Origin of the sequence: Paenibacillus sp. A14 (assembly GCF_036864815.1) — a bacterium.
GTDB lineage: Bacteria > Bacillota > Bacilli > Paenibacillales > Paenibacillaceae > Fontibacillus > Fontibacillus sanfengchensis.
The window spans coordinates 281,994-297,324 of sequence record NZ_JBAGJD010000006.1 but is presented as its reverse complement, the minus strand read 5'-3'; the positions used below and the strand labels follow the sequence as shown (position 1 = coordinate 297,324).

Annotated in this window: 11 protein-coding genes and 5 tRNA genes; 14 read left to right on the top strand and 2 right to left on the bottom strand. The window is 51.6% G+C overall.

Annotated features, from left to right (window positions below; translation table 11 throughout):
• Positions 1 to 184 precede the first annotated feature (184 nt).
• The 9 genes from V4U88_RS18000 (at position 185) to V4U88_RS17960 (ending at position 5,844) form a co-directional block, all read left to right on the top strand.
• Positions 185 to 385, top strand: a complete 201-nt coding sequence (locus V4U88_RS18000; RefSeq protein ID WP_334074618.1) for a hypothetical protein — start codon at positions 185 to 187, stop codon at positions 383 to 385.
• Between the two features lie 210 nt (positions 386 to 595).
• A tRNA-Gln gene (locus V4U88_RS17995) sits at positions 596 to 670 on the top strand.
• A gap of 1 nt (position 671) precedes the next feature.
• Positions 672 to 761, top strand: a tRNA-Leu gene (locus V4U88_RS17990).
• A 152-nt stretch (positions 762 to 913) separates the two neighbouring features.
• Positions 914 to 987, top strand: a tRNA-Glu gene (locus V4U88_RS17985).
• Between the two features lie 13 nt (positions 988 to 1,000).
• A tRNA-Trp gene (locus tag V4U88_RS17980) sits at positions 1,001 to 1,075 on the top strand.
• A gap of 11 nt (positions 1,076 to 1,086) precedes the next feature.
• Positions 1,087 to 1,169: transfer RNA gene (locus tag V4U88_RS17975), tRNA-Tyr, on the top strand.
• A 140-nt stretch (positions 1,170 to 1,309) separates the two neighbouring features.
• A complete protein-coding gene (locus tag V4U88_RS17970; protein WP_334074617.1) occupies positions 1,310 to 1,882 on the top strand; it encodes a ribonuclease H-like YkuK family protein in 573 nt (190 codons plus the stop codon).
• 126 nt (positions 1,883 to 2,008) lie between these two features.
• Entirely contained in the window at positions 2,009 to 2,467 is a 459-nt protein-coding gene (locus V4U88_RS17965) for a GNAT family N-acetyltransferase (protein WP_334074616.1), read from the top strand.
• Positions 2,468 to 2,574: 107 nt separating this feature from the next.
• Positions 2,575 to 5,844 carry a glycoside hydrolase family 44 protein gene (locus V4U88_RS17960; RefSeq protein WP_334074615.1) on the top strand — a complete coding sequence of 1,090 codons (3,270 nt, stop codon included), beginning with the start codon at positions 2,575 to 2,577 and terminating at the stop codon, positions 5,842 to 5,844.
• Between the two features lie 38 nt (positions 5,845 to 5,882).
• Here the strand turns inward: V4U88_RS17960 and V4U88_RS17955 are convergent, their stop codons facing one another.
• Positions 5,883 to 6,791: an ArsR/SmtB family transcription factor gene (locus V4U88_RS17955; RefSeq protein ID WP_334074614.1), complete on the bottom strand. Its 909-nt coding sequence runs from the start codon at positions 6,789 to 6,791 to the stop codon at positions 5,883 to 5,885.
• A gap of 186 nt (positions 6,792 to 6,977) precedes the next feature.
• Between V4U88_RS17955 and V4U88_RS17950 the strand changes: the two genes are divergently transcribed.
• From V4U88_RS17950 to V4U88_RS17940, 3 genes are all read left to right on the top strand, one after another.
• A complete protein-coding gene (locus V4U88_RS17950; protein ID WP_334074613.1) occupies positions 6,978 to 8,477 on the top strand; it encodes an alpha-N-arabinofuranosidase in 1,500 nt (499 codons plus the stop codon).
• A gap of 6 nt (positions 8,478 to 8,483) precedes the next feature.
• Positions 8,484 to 8,759 (top strand): DUF6171 family protein, encoded by a 276-nt coding sequence (locus tag V4U88_RS17945; protein WP_334074612.1) that lies wholly within the window; start codon positions 8,484 to 8,486, stop codon positions 8,757 to 8,759.
• A gap of 171 nt (positions 8,760 to 8,930) precedes the next feature.
• Positions 8,931 to 9,818 (top strand): TetR/AcrR family transcriptional regulator, encoded by an 888-nt coding sequence (locus V4U88_RS17940; RefSeq protein ID WP_334074611.1) that lies wholly within the window; start codon positions 8,931 to 8,933, stop codon positions 9,816 to 9,818.
• 98 nt (positions 9,819 to 9,916) lie between these two features.
• Here the strand turns inward: V4U88_RS17940 and V4U88_RS17935 are convergent, their stop codons facing one another.
• A complete protein-coding gene (locus tag V4U88_RS17935) occupies positions 9,917 to 11,290 on the bottom strand; it encodes an MDR family MFS transporter (protein ID WP_334074610.1) in 1,374 nt (457 codons plus the stop codon).
• Positions 11,291 to 11,992: 702 nt separating this feature from the next.
• Between V4U88_RS17935 and V4U88_RS17930 the strand changes: the two genes are divergently transcribed.
• Together V4U88_RS17930 and V4U88_RS17925 are read left to right on the top strand one after the other, a co-directional pair.
• Complete coding sequence (locus V4U88_RS17930) at positions 11,993 to 13,426, top strand: SWIM zinc finger family protein (RefSeq protein ID WP_334074609.1); 1,434 nt, start codon at positions 11,993 to 11,995, stop codon at positions 13,424 to 13,426.
• A gap of 26 nt (positions 13,427 to 13,452) precedes the next feature.
• Positions 13,453 to 15,297, top strand: a complete 1,845-nt coding sequence (locus V4U88_RS17925; protein WP_334074608.1) for a HEAT repeat domain-containing protein — start codon at positions 13,453 to 13,455, stop codon at positions 15,295 to 15,297.
• Positions 15,298 to 15,331: the final 34 nt, after the last annotated feature.

Genomic DNA, 15,331 nt, shown 5'->3' with positions numbered 1-15,331 from the left:
GAGGAAACTCGGCGGCTTTTTTGTATCTATGTTATCGAAAAAAAGTAAAAAAAGGGTTGACATCCAAAAAAACACTGTGATATTATCGAATCAGCAAAACGGTAAAACGTTAAAGCGATAATGTGTGAAAGTGAAACGGGTAACGAAAGTACGACAAATCTACGAAGAAAGGAAGGGATAGGTTATGAAACAGCAGTTAAAATCTCATTACGTCGAGACTATTTTCAATCAGATGCATCCGTCCAATCAAGATTGGCGCGAATGCGAAGTTAGCGAGTTATTGGCCGGCCTGTATGAGGCCTATCTCGAGCCGATCAAGAGTAGCTTTTACGTACCGCGTTTAGTCCGTATCATCCTGAAAAGAGGAGGAACGGTACTGACGTGATTGTGAATTGCGGACCGTTCTGAATCCAAATCCGTAGATCCATAGCTTTGTACGTAAAAGGCTGCTTGCACCTTCGCAAGTGGTCCATTTGTGCTTGCCTTCGTCAGCTCATGAAGTTGAATGAGGCCGGTTCAATGGAACGCTTGGAAGGGGAGTAGTCTTTTTTTGATCCCTATGAGGGAACGTGTGTACCGGTTAATTTCCCAATACTGCCTCTTAGCCAAGCCGGTAAGGCAGCGGCCTTTGAAGCCGCGACCCCAGGTTCGAGCCCTGGAGAGGCAGCCATGCGGTTGTGATGGAATGGCAGACATGCGGGTCTTAAAAACCCGTGAAGCGTTAGCTTCGGTTGTGGGTTCAAGTCCCACCGGCCGCACCAAAAGTACATAACATACGGTTCGCAAAGTGTGAGTCGGTCACTTGTCCGGGTTAGTTATGGTGGTCGAACGAAACACAAGCTGTAAAAAATCAGCGGGAGATAAGCCCGCTCCAAGCCAGGATTTACCGTAGTCCAACAACACAGTTTTACATGGCGTGGTGGTGAAATTGGAGAACACACCGGCCTTTCACGCCGGGATTTGCGGGTTCGAGCCCCGTCCACGTCATATTTCTCCAAATAGGGGTCCATGTCCTCGGCGGCGAGTCTGCCTCCAAAGCAGACTGAGGTGGGTTCGATGCCCACGGCCCCTGCCAATTCTTAATAAGTGCCGATGGGTGAGTGGTTGAAACCGCCAGACTGTAAATCTGGTCCGTGAAAAGAGCGCTGGTTCGAATCCGGCTCGGCACATTTCCGTTCACTTGGCGGCCATAATAACATAAGTATAAAAAACCAACATTGCCGCTCGTTGGGCAAAAATTCGGTCCCGTTCCAGGAACCAAAATCCAAAGCGAAAGGAAGAAGCCAGCCTTGCAGTACAGGTGAATCCCATGAAAAGAAAAATACGACAATACCCATTCATTCATGAAACGACCTTCCGGAATACGACGGAGCAGAATCTGGAATTTAACGACGTGCTGAATCGGATTTCCCGGTTCATGACAGCCGATCCGAGAGGCGTATATGATCTCGTGATCACGACCGACGCACAGACGCATCCGGGACACACCAAATTTGTCACCTACATTGTAGTGTACCGTGTCGGAAGGGGAGCTTGGTTATGCAGCCGTCAGGTAATCTTGCCCCGGGAAATCTATTCTGTCCAGGAGAAATTGTCATTGGAAACCTCCTTCAGTCAGGAAATTGCTGCGCAGTTTGGTTATGAAGAACGAGCCGTCCTCGAAAATATAATCTTGCCGCATATGGAACAAGGCGCGGATATCCGGTTCATCGTAGATATTGACGGCGGCAGCGAACCCAAGAATAAAACCGCTGCCTATTTAGCTGAAATGGTGGGTCGCATTGAAGCGATGGGGTTGATCGCGAGGGTTAAACCGGAGTCGGTAATGGTAAGCATCGCGGACCGCGAAACCAAAAAGCCGTATCCCTTCAAGGTTGTTTAGATTTGAGAACCGCGGCGGTATACAAACTTGAGGCGGAGGCCACGAAATTAGCCATCGCCTCTTTTTTATTGCAATTTTTTCCCCGACCCCGGATGATGGAATTAATAGCTTGTGGAGGGATGGAATATGGAAATCGTCAGGCTGCAGGAAAAGGATATCCGGACAGCGCTCGAGCTGGTATGGTGCGTATTCGAGGAATTCGAAGCTCCGGAGTCTACCGACGAGGGGGTAGAGGCTTTTAAAAAGGTCATCTCATACGAGAATGTGATAGATGGGTTTAGAGAAGAGGAGCTCCACTTTTGGGGGAGTAAGGAAAAAGGGGATTGGACTGGCGTTATAGCCACTTTGGGAGAGAATCATTTATTCTTGCTCTTTGTTAAACGAGAGTACCACCGGCAAGGGATGGCCAACCGGTTGTTCCGCACCGTGGAGGAACGATGCCGAAGCTTCCCTGGTATACAACGGATTACGGTCAATTCTTCGCGCTATGCGGTTCCTTTTTATCGCCGTCTTGGTTTTACGGAGACCGGGATCGAGAGGACGGTCAACGGAATCAGATTTACGCCGATGGAGTTTAGGTTTTAAATTTGGAAATCTGTTACCTGCCATACAAAATCCAAAAAAAGACCGTGCTAAGATGTTCCTCGCGGCAACGCAAACGAAAACTATGAGGAACAGGAGTTGGTTAGGAGTTGAAAAAGGAAATTGCCATACCCGCAAGAAGTCGATGGACCGCGACAGCCCTGGCGTTCTTGATGCTGTTTAGCAGCTTTTTCGCCGCAGAACCGCAAGCGGCCCTGGCGAAAACGGAGGTGACCGCGACGGCGACCGGCGAGAGCGGGGAAGTCCAGCCGGGATCAAGCACGACGATTCAGGTCCATATCACTTCCTCGGAGTCGACCGCTCTAATGCTTGATTTGGGGATCTACGACGCATCCCTGAAGCGGGTCGACCGAATCATTATCGATCCGGTTCACGTCGTGGCCGGTGAAACGAAGACGGTACCGGTCGTCTGGAACATTCCCGCCACATTGGCCCGGGGCGATTATATTGTCAGCTTCGGCGTCTTCGGTTCGGGTTGGAGTTCGAACGTGGATGCGTGGTTCGCCGGAGCGGCGCAACTAAAGGTTGGAGGCGGCGGCACAGGGCCGGTATCGCTCCCGGCGCCAACCGGATTGACGGCCGAACCGCAACAAGCCGCCATCGCTCTGCAGTGGAATTCCGTTACCGGAGCGACGTATTATGAATTGGAAGCGGATGGAGCCGTACTTACTTTAGGTGCGGTTACAAACTACCGGCATACGGGTTTGGAGCCGGATACGCAGCATGGTTACCGCATTCGGGCGAGGAATGCCGAAACGGCCAGCGAGTGGAGCCCGCTTGTAACGGCACGGACACTGTCCGATGTAACTACTCCGGCATCCGACATCAAGGTGGAGGTATCTTCGGATCCATCGGATCCATCCACTTCCATGTTGGGTCCGAATTTTACAGTTACGAATACGGGAAGTCGGCCGATAAAACTGGGTGACCTGAAAGTCCGGTATTATTTTACGGTGGATGACGAAGATATTCCATTGAACATCGGTTTTTGGAGCACGGTGGCAAAAGAAAGCGTGGTTCCGCGCTTTATTACGATGCCGATCCCTTCGGCAAAAGCCGACACGTATTTGGAGCTCGGTTTTAAACCGGAAGCCGGCAATTTGAGCCCGGGCGGATCGGTGATCATCGGGTCGTGGATCTATAAAAAAGATTACCCTAAGTTCGATCAAAGCAATGATTACTCGTTTACAGGCTCGAAAAATTCAATGGTAACGGCAAAAGTGCCCGCCTATTTGAATGACAAGAGAGTGTGGGGCGAAGAACCGGAACCGCTGGATATGCCTTCTTCTCCGACCGGGATCGAAGCAAGTCCTACGGATACGGCGATAACGCTCTCTTGGCAGCCGGTGGATAGAGCGGTTTCCTATGTGGTTAAAGCGGATGGAATCCCGCACGAGGTAGAGGGAACCTCCTTCACTCATGAATGGTTGAGAACGGGAAGCCGCCACACGTACAAAGTGAAGACGAAAACGGCAACACAAGAAAGCGCCTGGAGCGGCCTCGTCACAGTCAAAACGACGGGAGAGCAAGCCATAGCGGCACCCGTGAACATCCGTGCTACCAAAACGGATACATCCATCAAATTGACTTGGGGAGCTCCACCGGACGCGGAAATCACGGGTTATGACATCGAAGTGGACGGTCAAGTATCGGATAATGGTCTCGAGACGTCCTATGCGCACGAAAATCTTGAACCGGGCTCTGCGCATACCTACCGGGTCCGTGCCAAGGAAAACGCTACACTTGGCGCTTGGACCGATCTGCTGACGCAGAACACGACACGGACGCCAACGGGACCGTTCGACGTACGGATCGACGTGGACACGTCGAAGGACCGCGCACCGATCAGTCCCTACATTTACGGCACGAATGACGATTTGACGAACACGGAGAAATGGACCTCCCGCCGTGTCGGCGGGAACCGTTTAACCACCTATAACTGGGAGAACAACGCTTCAAACTCAGGCCACGATGAAAATTATCACAGCGATTACTACGTTGCTCACTACTACGGCGGTGTGCCGTGGAGCGCGAAACCGACGGAGCCGGGGATCGGCATCAGCGGCTTCCACCAAAAATCGCTGCAATACGGTGCATACACGCTCGCTTCATTGCAGATCGCCGGTTATGCGGCGAAGGATGCGGACGGATATGTGCGTGAAGGCGAACAGGCGCCTTCTGCGAGATGGGTTGAAGTGAAGCCGGAAAAAGGCGCACCCTTTGACGTGACCCCGAATCTGAATGACAATGCGGTATATATGGATGAGATGGTGAACTACCTGGTGAAAAAGCACGGGGACGCTTCGGCCAAAACGGGAATTCGCGGATACGAGCTCGATAACGAGCCGGGATTGTGGGTCGATAACCACAAGTATATACATCCTGGACCGGCGGGTGCGGAAGAGGTCTTGAACAAGGGCTTGTCGGCGGCCAAAGCCGTCAAGAAGGTGGATCCGCATGCTGAAATTTTCGGTCCGGCTACCTTTGGCTTCGACGATATGTACAGCATGCAAGCGGCCCCGGATTGGCCGCAGGTGCAAGGCAACTATGACTGGTATCTTGATTATTATCTCGACAAATTCCGGGTGGAACGCGAAAAGCCGGGCGGCAAGCGCCTGCTCGACGTATTGGATATCCATTGGTATCCGGAGACCTCTGCGGGAGGACACCGTATTCAGGAGCTGGAATCCAACAACGTCCTGGAGACAAACCTGGCCCGCATGCAAGCCCCGCGTCAGCTGTGGGATCCGAGCTATTCCGAGTCGAACAGCCGCTTCTTCCTGTTTCACAGTCAGTTTTTTCCGCTGATTCCGAAATTGCGGCAATCGATCGATACGTACTATCCCGGCACGAAGCTCGCCTTTACGGAATATAATTATGGCGCGGAAAACAACGTATACGGCGGGATCGCCCAGGCGGATGTGTTGGGGATCTACGGCAAGTATGGCGTGTACATGGCTCATTTTTGGCGAATGACGGGCGGGGTGGAACCTTCCGCGTATATCACTTTGGCAATGAGACTGTATAACGACTATGACGGCAATCACTCCAAGTTCGGCGATACGAAGGTGAAAGCCGAGACTTCCGATATCGAAAACAGTTCGGTCTACGGGTCCGTATACCGGGACAGCGACGATAACCTGCATCTTATCGTACTGAACAAAAACAATGATTTCGAAATGAACGCGAGCTTTAATATTGCCGGCGGAACCCGCTACAAGTCGGCCCGTGTCTGGGCGTTCGACGGTGAGAACGCGGCGATTACGGAGCGTCAGCCGGTCAGCGATATCGAGAATAACAAGTTTACTTACAAGATTCCGAAACTGACCGCCTGCCATATCGTTCTGAGCACAAATTGAAATATAGGATCCTCGAGCCCGGCGGTAAGCCGGGCTTCTTATACTTCCGTATAGAACAGCTCCAATATTAAATGATCGTTGTAGTTGCCGAAGCCCTTCCCGAATAAAGTCAGGCCCCCGATATGAAGCGACTCATCCTCTACGGATAGCCGTAAGGTCCATTGCCTCCGGCGAATGTCGATATCCTGCAGCGTAATGTCCGATAGCTTCAATCCATCCATATACGTACCCTTGCCGGTAATACGCAGTTGTTTCAGCAAACCGTACTGATTCGTCTGGGAAGGCCACCATTCGGGTGTATATTTGCCACGCTGATCTCCATAGTCTCCGGGGCTCGTCCAGGTACCTAATGTGATGTCGTTAAACCGGAAGGTGATGTCGGAAGGATAATTGTTATTGGTACCGGGTGCTTCCGAGGCTATTTCCATCGTCAACACCAGCTCTGTAGGCTGTTGGCTCGACAGCAAAAAGTTCGGGGCTTTATATTCAATAAAGCCTTTATTGAACCATAATACGGCGGCTTCGATTCTCTCCGGCTCCCAGAAATAGCGGGGATCGTCAAAGCTGCCGATAATTTTGTCGGTGGTCGCCAGGCCGCAGGTCGGTTCAATATAAAAATCGGAGTAATGTCCGACCGGGATTTCAACGCGATGGCTTTGACGGGACGGGAGAGCGTTCCCGAGAAAATGGATTTCCGCCGCGGAGACGGCCAGCGAGCAGATTTTTTGCAGACCGCTTTTGCCGGGCATCATTTGTGTCGCAATAAGCCTCGCTTCGGAGAGCTTGCGGACATGCATCGTCATGATCGCGCTCGATAGGCCTGTGCTCGCGGCCAATTCTTTAATATTCATCGGTCGTTCCGTCAATAAACGCAGTACGCGTAAGCGTACTGGACTGGCGAGAGCCTCATAGACAGGAAGCGACTCCTGTGAAAGGTCAAGTTTCATATTATACACGCCTTTTCCTAATTATGATTAATGAATATATTACTTAAGTTGAACAGGTTTTGCAACACACCGTAAATTTTTGCCGGGAATTTACGTAAAACAATTGACGAAGGTGGAATTAGGTGGATATAATATTTATGAAATTATAAATTAGTTAATGAATATATTAATTATCAAGGAGTGATAATGGTGGTATTACAAGGAATTTTAAACGCCGATCAGAGCCGAGGTAAGATTAACCGCAATATATACGGGCATTTTTCCGAGCATTTGGGCAGATGTATTTACGAAGGAATTTGGGTCGGGGAAGATTCACCCATTCCGCATACAAACGGCATTCGAAACGATGTGGTGAAAGCGCTTAAACAGATTAAAATTCCCGTCCTGCGTTGGCCGGGGGGATGCTTCGCGGACGAATACCACTGGAAGGACGGCATCGGTCCGAAAGAGAGCCGCAAACGCATGATCAATACCCATTGGGGCGGTGTGGTCGAGAACAATCATTTTGGCACGCATGAGTTTATGGAGCTGTGCGCGCAGTTGGAATGCGAACCATACATCAATGGAAACGTGGGAAGCGGCACCGTACAGGAGATGTCGGAGTGGGTCGAGTATTTGACTTTCGGCGGCGTTTCACCGATGTCTGAGCTGCGGGCTCAGAACGACCGCAAGGAGCCGTGGTCGGTTACCTATTTCGGAGTGGGAAATGAAAACTGGGGATGCGGCGGGAACATGCGTCCCGAATATTATGCGGATCTCTACCGTCGTTATCAAACTTATGTCCGCAATTATGACGGCAATAAGATTCACCGGATCGCCTGCGGCCCGAATGTGGATGACTACAATTGGATGGAAGTGCTGATGCGTGAGGCGGGAAGATACATGGATTCCATCACGCTCCACTATTACACGCTGCCGAACGACGACTGGCACGATAAAGGGCCGGCGACGGGATTCGAGGAGAAAGCCTGGTTCTCCACCTTGAGAAAGGCGCTTCGCATGGATGAACTGATTACCCGGCACAGCACGATTATGGACAAATATGATCCGGAGGGTCGGGTTGGATTAATCGTGGATGAATGGGGAACTTGGTATAACGTGGAACCGGGCACGAACCCCGGATTTTTGTACCAGCAGAATACGATCCGCGATGCCCTGGTGGCCGGACTGACGTTTCATATTTTTCATAAGCACAGCGGCCGCGTAAGGATGGCAAACATCGCGCAAACGGTGAATGTCCTGCAGTCCGTGATTTTAACCGAAGGCGAGAAGATGATTTTGACGCCGACCTATCATGTGTTTGACATGTATAAAGTGCACCAGGATGCCGAATCGCTTAATCTCGACTTGGAAACCGGCAGCTATCGGTTGGACGGTGAAGAAATTCCGGCGGTCACGGCTACCGCGTCGCGTGATGCGGAGGGAAACATCCACATCAGCTTCTGCAATTTGCAACCCCAGGCGGAAAGCCGGTTAGAACTCGCCTTACGCGGTCTGACTTCCGGCGAATTCGCGATTGCCGGTTCCACGCTGGCGGGCGGCAGCTTGGATGCGCATAACACTTTTGACCGGCCGGAAACCGTGAAGCCTCGGGTGTTTGACAATTTCGCGGAGGCGGACGGCAAGCTGTCCGTGACGCTGCCCCCGATGTCGGTAACGACCTTAAAGCTGGCCAGCAAGGGTTGATCCGGCATGGCGGATACGTCTTGCAAGGGTTGCCGCGACGATTATAAAGTGACGGAAGCCCAGATGGAACGGTTGCTCAAGACCACCATGTTCGCTCCAGAACGCCGGGTCAGCCAGGAGCGTTATGAGGAACGGCTGCGGCTCTGCGGGGATTGTCCGAAGCTGACGGACGAGGGGACCTGCATGGCCTGCGGCTGCATCATTCCGGTAGTGGCTTGGCTGAAGGAGCGATCTTGCCCCTTGCCGGGCGGAGGGTTATGGCAGGCCGAAACCGGGTCGTGAATAAGTCAGGGAAACCGGCTTCGATGAGCCGACATTGTGAATGAAACGCTGCCGATGATTCTCGGCGGCGTTTTCCTTTTGGCAGGAATTAGGGCAAAGCTCATTTGCATTCTTAATCCTCTTGTACTATTATTTGACACTGAGAAAGAACGGAGTATCGGGGGGCTCTTAATGAGCATGCAAAAGGAAAAAATTATTCAATCCGCAATCAGACTTTTTGCGGAGAAGGGGTACCAGGCAACGTCCATCCAGGATATTGCCGATGATTGCAGTATTGCCAAGGGTTCATTGTACAAGTTTTTCGCTTCCAAGGACGATTTATATATCCATATTCTCGAGAGACGGCAGCAAGATATGATCCTTGCGGTTGAACGGATCAGACTGAAAGAATTGGGAGCAAGGGAGACGTTTCTGGAGGAAATCGCTTGTCAGATCAATTTCTACATCGAGCATGGCTATTATATCGCACGTGATCACAACGAACTTACGATGATCAACAATGATCGTATCGGCCGCGTGATGAGTCAACTGCGCGTTGAAATGTTTCGCTACTATCGGGATATTTTGCAGCGGAGCTACGGAGACGCCATCGACGCTTGGACATGGGATGCCACGGCTTTATTTAGCGGAATGATTCGGGAATATACCTTTCATCTTCTCTTCGGCAGCAAACCGCTCGAACCGATGGTGCTTGCCGCTTTTATCGCGGACAGAATGGACGATCTTGTAGCCGGCGTCATGGAGAAGAAGCCTGCTCCATTACTGTCGGATGAACGGATGTCGGAGTATGCGCGGGTGGAGAACAAGTCTTTGCAAGACCTTCATGAAGCACGAAAAGTAGGGCTTTTTGACAGCTTGACCTCTTTGATTCCTGATTTGACCGTACCCAATTCCAGAAAGAAAGATTTGCTCGGCGTTCTGGAGCTTCTGATGGCCGAAATGAAGGAGGAGCATCCCAGAGCGTTTCTCGTGCATGCTTTAATGAAGGACCTTGCATCGGAAAGCGAGCTTGCTTACTATGTCCATCAGCTCCGTCCTTTGGTATTGGAGCAATTATAAGACCGAAAAGAACCTCCAGGGGCGGAGGTTCTTTTTGCTTGCCGTTCAATGGGCGGTATTTTGTCGAATTCGGCTCAGCGGCATGGATAAGCCGACTTTTAGGACTCTGGCGAAAATCGTTTCGGCTTTCTCAGGAAAAAACTTAATCCCAAACCCGCCAAGGCGATACAAGCCGCCAGCAGAAAGGTGTCGCCGTAGGCGGCCATACTTCCTTGCAACAAGCCGATGGCATCCGAACTATGCCCCTGATTCGCCGTTAACCTGGACGAAAGGACGCCTGTGAATCCGGCGATGGCAAAGGAAGATACAACCTGTTGGGACGCGCTCGTGAGCGGTGTTACCCTGCTGACCAAGGCCGGTGGAGTCGCGTTGAGCACGTGGGTATTCAGCGACATCATAGAGAGCCCCATACCGGATCCGAGTAAGAATAAGGACAGCAGGATCATGACGAGCGGGGAGTCCATCTTTTGAAACGACATCGTGAATAGTGCGGCCGAGATTAACGTCATACCAACGATAAGGGGAGGCCGAGCTCCGACCTTGTCAAACAGTCTGCCCGCCATCGGCATAAAAATCATCGCGCCTATGGCTTGCGGAAGCATAATCAGTCCCGTCTGAAAAGGCGAGTAAAATTTGATTTGCTGAAGAAGGAGCGGAAACAGCAGCACGGTGCCGAACAAGGCGGTTTGCATTATCCATAAATTAATAATTCCCCGCGTAAAATCCGCCGATTTGAATACCCGCAGTTCCATCAGGGGCTGAGGGTGACGAAGGCAGTTTGCGACAAACAGAACCAGTGCCGTTCCCCCCACAATCAGGCCCGTTAGGGTCCGGGTTGAAGTCCAGCTTACGCTGCCTTCGCTGACTCCAAAAGTAATCATGGCAAAAGCCAGCGGTCCCAGAATCACACCAAGGATGTCCAGAGAAGATCCCTTATTGCCGGGGAAAGAAGGCAGGTGCTTTGCACCGACCAGAATGCCTATAATCCCGATAGGGAGATTGATCAGGAAAATCCATTGCCAATTTGCATATTCGACCAGCCACCCGGATAGAACTGGGCCCAAGGCGGGGGCAAGAAGCATGGGAATGCCGAACATGCCGATAACCGACCCTCTTTTATCGGGAGGCGCGAGCCGATACACCATGGCGGTGCCGATGGGGGACACCATTCCTCCGCCAAGTCCCTGGATGATCCGGAAAAGAATCAACTGTTCCGGCGTTCTGGCGAGACTGCACAGAATGGAGCCCAGCGTGAATAATCCTATGGACATCAGAAAAACGCGTTTGGGTTGAAATTTATCCGACAACCACCCGGCCAGCGGAATCACCGCAGATAGGGCGAGAGTATAGGCGGTGACGGACCATTGAATTACCTGAAGAGACGCGTCAAAGTATCTTACGAGTGTAGGGACGGCTACATTTACAGCAGTACTGTCGAGAATAACCATAAAGGTCCCGATAATCACAGCCATCAGAGGAGCGAACAATTGTTTAATAGAAATGTCCTTGGCCTGTGACGAGCTTGAAGTAGAAATAGATGAACTGGACAATTTACATAACCTGCTTTCCGAGATATTTTGGAAGGTAACCTTCCATGTTAATGAAGGGCATTGATAAAAGACCGATCATTCGATATAATGACCAATAAGTTTTACAAAAAACCGACAAGTCAAATATTACTGCTTGAGAGGGGATTATGTCAAACACCATTTTTAATGAAAAGAGAAAATACTTGAAAAATTAACTTTCGTTAATCGTCTGTCGCGGTTTCCTTTGCTAGAATGACCTTTGGGGTAATACGGATTAAGTCGTGTTTATAGGGTTCTATCCTGTTTCTGGTCATCAAAGGTGTTACCTATGTTCCGGCGCTGGTTTTTGCAAGAGGCTTGGATGCAAGTTAGGAGTACGATAAAAGCAATGCTTCGTTAAATATAACTCTCTCTTAACCTACACCCTTCGGTGATATGATTTTTATATATTTCATAATAAATATTATGTAAACTTAATTGCGGAACCCGTTTTTTGGGTTCCTATTTGTTTAAACCGAATATATGTTCTTATTAGGACTTTAGTAGGTAGGGGAGTTTGTCAATATTAGGTATGATATAGAAGAAAGCCCTATAAGATAATTTTGGTAGTGCTGTAAACTTACCGATGGTGGAGGGGAACGACATTTGATGGAGATTACGGAGACTTGGATCGACTCACTGGCACCCAACAGCGCAGCGATTAAGAACGGTCAAGATTTGAACAAAAAAGGAAAATACATAGAACTGCACCGGTCCGAAGACGGGCGGGTACTTTTTGGACTTTGTGCGGGAAGCGGAAAAACGCCATACGCGCCTTCCGCGGATTTCGCGATTCCGGAGAAACCGGTCATGCGCTGCAGCTGCCCGAGCCGGCAGTTCCCATGCAAGCATGTGTTAGGGCTCCTGTACGCCTATGCGGAGGGAAGACCTTTCACGCCTGCGGAGGTGCCGGAAGATCTGGCAGCCAAACGGGAGAAAGCCGGGAAACGGGAGGAGCAGAAAGTGAAGGAGGCCGCCGCGGGAGTCGAAGCCAAGCCGAAAAAAGTCAATAAATCGGCGCTTAAAAAGAAGATCACCGCCCAACTCGAAGGACTGGAGCTGCTCGAAAAGCTGACGCAATCACTGGTTCGGCGAGGCCTCGGTACGCTTGACGCCAAAGAGCTTAAAGTGATTCAAGAGCATGTGAAGCAAATGAAAAGCCACTATCTGAACGGAGCGCAAATTCAGCTCGGCAAGCTGCTTCTCATCCTGTCGAAAAAGGACAATACGGAGCAGTCCTATACCCACGCGTCGGAGCAGCTTGCGGTCATCCACGCTTTTATCAAAAAAGGCAGAGCCCATTTAACCGCAAAGCTCGAAGACCCCGACCTTGCGCTGGATCATGTGTCGTCGATCGAAGAATGGCTGGGACACGCCTGGCAGCTGACCGAACTGAGAGAGGCGGGGTTGGTCGCTCCGGCGAAGGAACTGATTCAGCTGGCATTTACCAGCTATGACGATGCAGCCCGGCAGGAGTATGTCGACTGCGGTTACTGGATTCAGCAGGACAGCGGGGAGATCCACTATACGGTACAATATCGCCCTTATAAAGCCGCGAAATTAATGCGGGAGGAAGACAGCTTCTTCGAAGTCGCTGTTGTGCCTGAGCTGTACTGCTATCCCGGTGACCTGAACCGGCGTGTCCGGTACGATTCCATGACCTCCAGAGCGGTAGAGGAGCAAGACTTGGATTTAATTCGCCGGCATGCCGCGGCGTCGTTTGCCGAGATCGTAAAGCGGGTGAAAAACCAGCTTAAAAATCCGCTGGCAGACCCCAATCCGGTCGGGCTTCTATCCGTTGATCAGGTGGTCACCGACCCGGAGGGCCGGCTGTTTGCAACCGATACGCAGGGAGAAACGCTGGAGCTTCGCGACGTCTTGGAAGACGGAACCGTGCATTTATTGAAATTTTTGCCGGAGGACGCTCTGTGTGAGATGGCGATGCTCGCGATGTTTCATCATGATTCTCTCAGCGGTCGGCTCGTCGTGCAGCCGCTGACGATTTTGACCCGGGAAGAGCTAGTCCGGTTGCTCTACTAACATGCCGAATTGGAGGAACGCATATCATGAGTCAAACCTTACTAATGGAGCTGAACGATGAGATCCGGCGTCTTTATATTGCGGGGAGCGATTTGGCGGCCGGGGATTTCAGATTAAAAAAATTGCTTCCCTCTTTTCAACAGTTGGGGGAGCGGGCACCCGTGTTTAAAAAGCTTGCCGAAGGCATGGAGGCCTTGATCGGCGAAGACAGCGGAGGTGATTCGGCCCGGCGGCTGCAGGACGTCAATCTTCTCCTTCAGTCGGTGCTGCGTACCCAGGGGAAAAGCTCCGCCGAAGGAGAGACGGCCCCGCTGCGCAGCAAGCCCGTTTCGTTGAAAACGACCCGCTCCTTCCGGAAATTGTCGGCGGTCCGGCAAGCCCTTACCACCCGGGGCGGCGGGCGGCACGAAATCGTCGTCGAAGCCTTACGGGAGGGATTGTTTCAAGATCTTCGCCTGCTTCCGCTAGCGATGGACGCTTTGAACGATCCTTATGTGGAAATCGCCGATTTTGCCATGAACGACATTTTACCGTCTTACGGACCCGAAATCGTGCCGCATTTGCTTGAGAGCTTTCAACCGGGCGGGGGGAAACTTGAATCCCGCAAGTTGACCGTCATCGCACGAAATGGCGGTGATCAGGTGCTGCCCGTGATCTCTGAAGCGGCCGTTTCGGGGTCCGATGAAGTGCGTACGACGGCCATTCGCCTGTTAGCGGGGCATGGTGAATATGAGCAGACCTTGCTTGACTTCAGCCGCGACAAGAAGAAGAGCATCCGCGAAGCGGCCTATCAGGCATTGGCGGACAGCGATTGGGCGAGCGCGGCCGAGCGTCTTTATGAAGCGTCCAAAGGGAAAGACAGCGAACTTGTGAACCCGGCGCTAAACCGAAGCCAGTCGGAGCTGCTGGTCAATTGGCTGGCCCGGGACTATGCGGAGCTGCTTCAATCGATCGAAAATGAGCCCCCCGGGGAAGCGGTCGATCGGGAGGTTTCGCTGCAAAGCAGACGTTATCTTTGGGCATTGCACGAAAAAACCGGCCCTGAGCTGGAGCGGTTGTACTTGAACGTTTTACGGAAATATTCTTTTTACGCTCATACGCTGGGCTGGACCTATTTGGCGAACGAAGCGTTTCAGTACATAAGCGGGGTGGACTCGGCGGAAGGGCGGCAGCTTATCAGTGCTGCGGTTGAGCTTGAAATGAGAAAAACGGCAGGAACCAGCGCCTTTGTGCGGGAAACTTTTGTCAAGGCGCAACCCGTTTTGCCTCCGGATCGACTTTACGAGGAATATGCCGGCGTCCTGAAAGACCGGCTGAACGCTTCCGCCTTAAGCAAGAACGCCACCACCTGCAAACAGCTTCTCGACACGATGGAAGATCTGGTCATTCAGCGGAAATATCAGGAGGCCAGACCGGTTTGGGCGGATGAAAAAAAGAACTATATGTTTGTGGTCGAAATGGTTCCGCAGGAGGTGATCGCAGCGGCTTGGGACCCCCGCTGGCTGGATCACTTTATCGCCCTCGATCATCTGGCGTTGGTCAGCGTTTTTGCCCGGCCGGGACATGAAGGAGCCGCTTCCTATCTGCTTAGCAAGCTGAGCAAATCTCCGGAATTCCGCAACCGGTTTGCAAATTTGGCCGTCATGGGTCTGGTTCGCGCGGGGATCCCGGAAGCAGAGCTTCATGAAGCGCTGATGCGTGCGTTGGAGGATGAGTGGAATACGGAGTGTCATGAAATCGAGCCGTTTCTGTTTCATCAGCTATCCCGTTTGCCGGGATCTTATGCGGGCCGGATTCGGACGGCAATGCCCAAATTCGACTCCGATGCCGCCCTCCAGCTCGGATATATATTAAAAGCGATGGAATCGTAAATCATCCATTCCTTCCTAAAGGAGAGAAAACCTT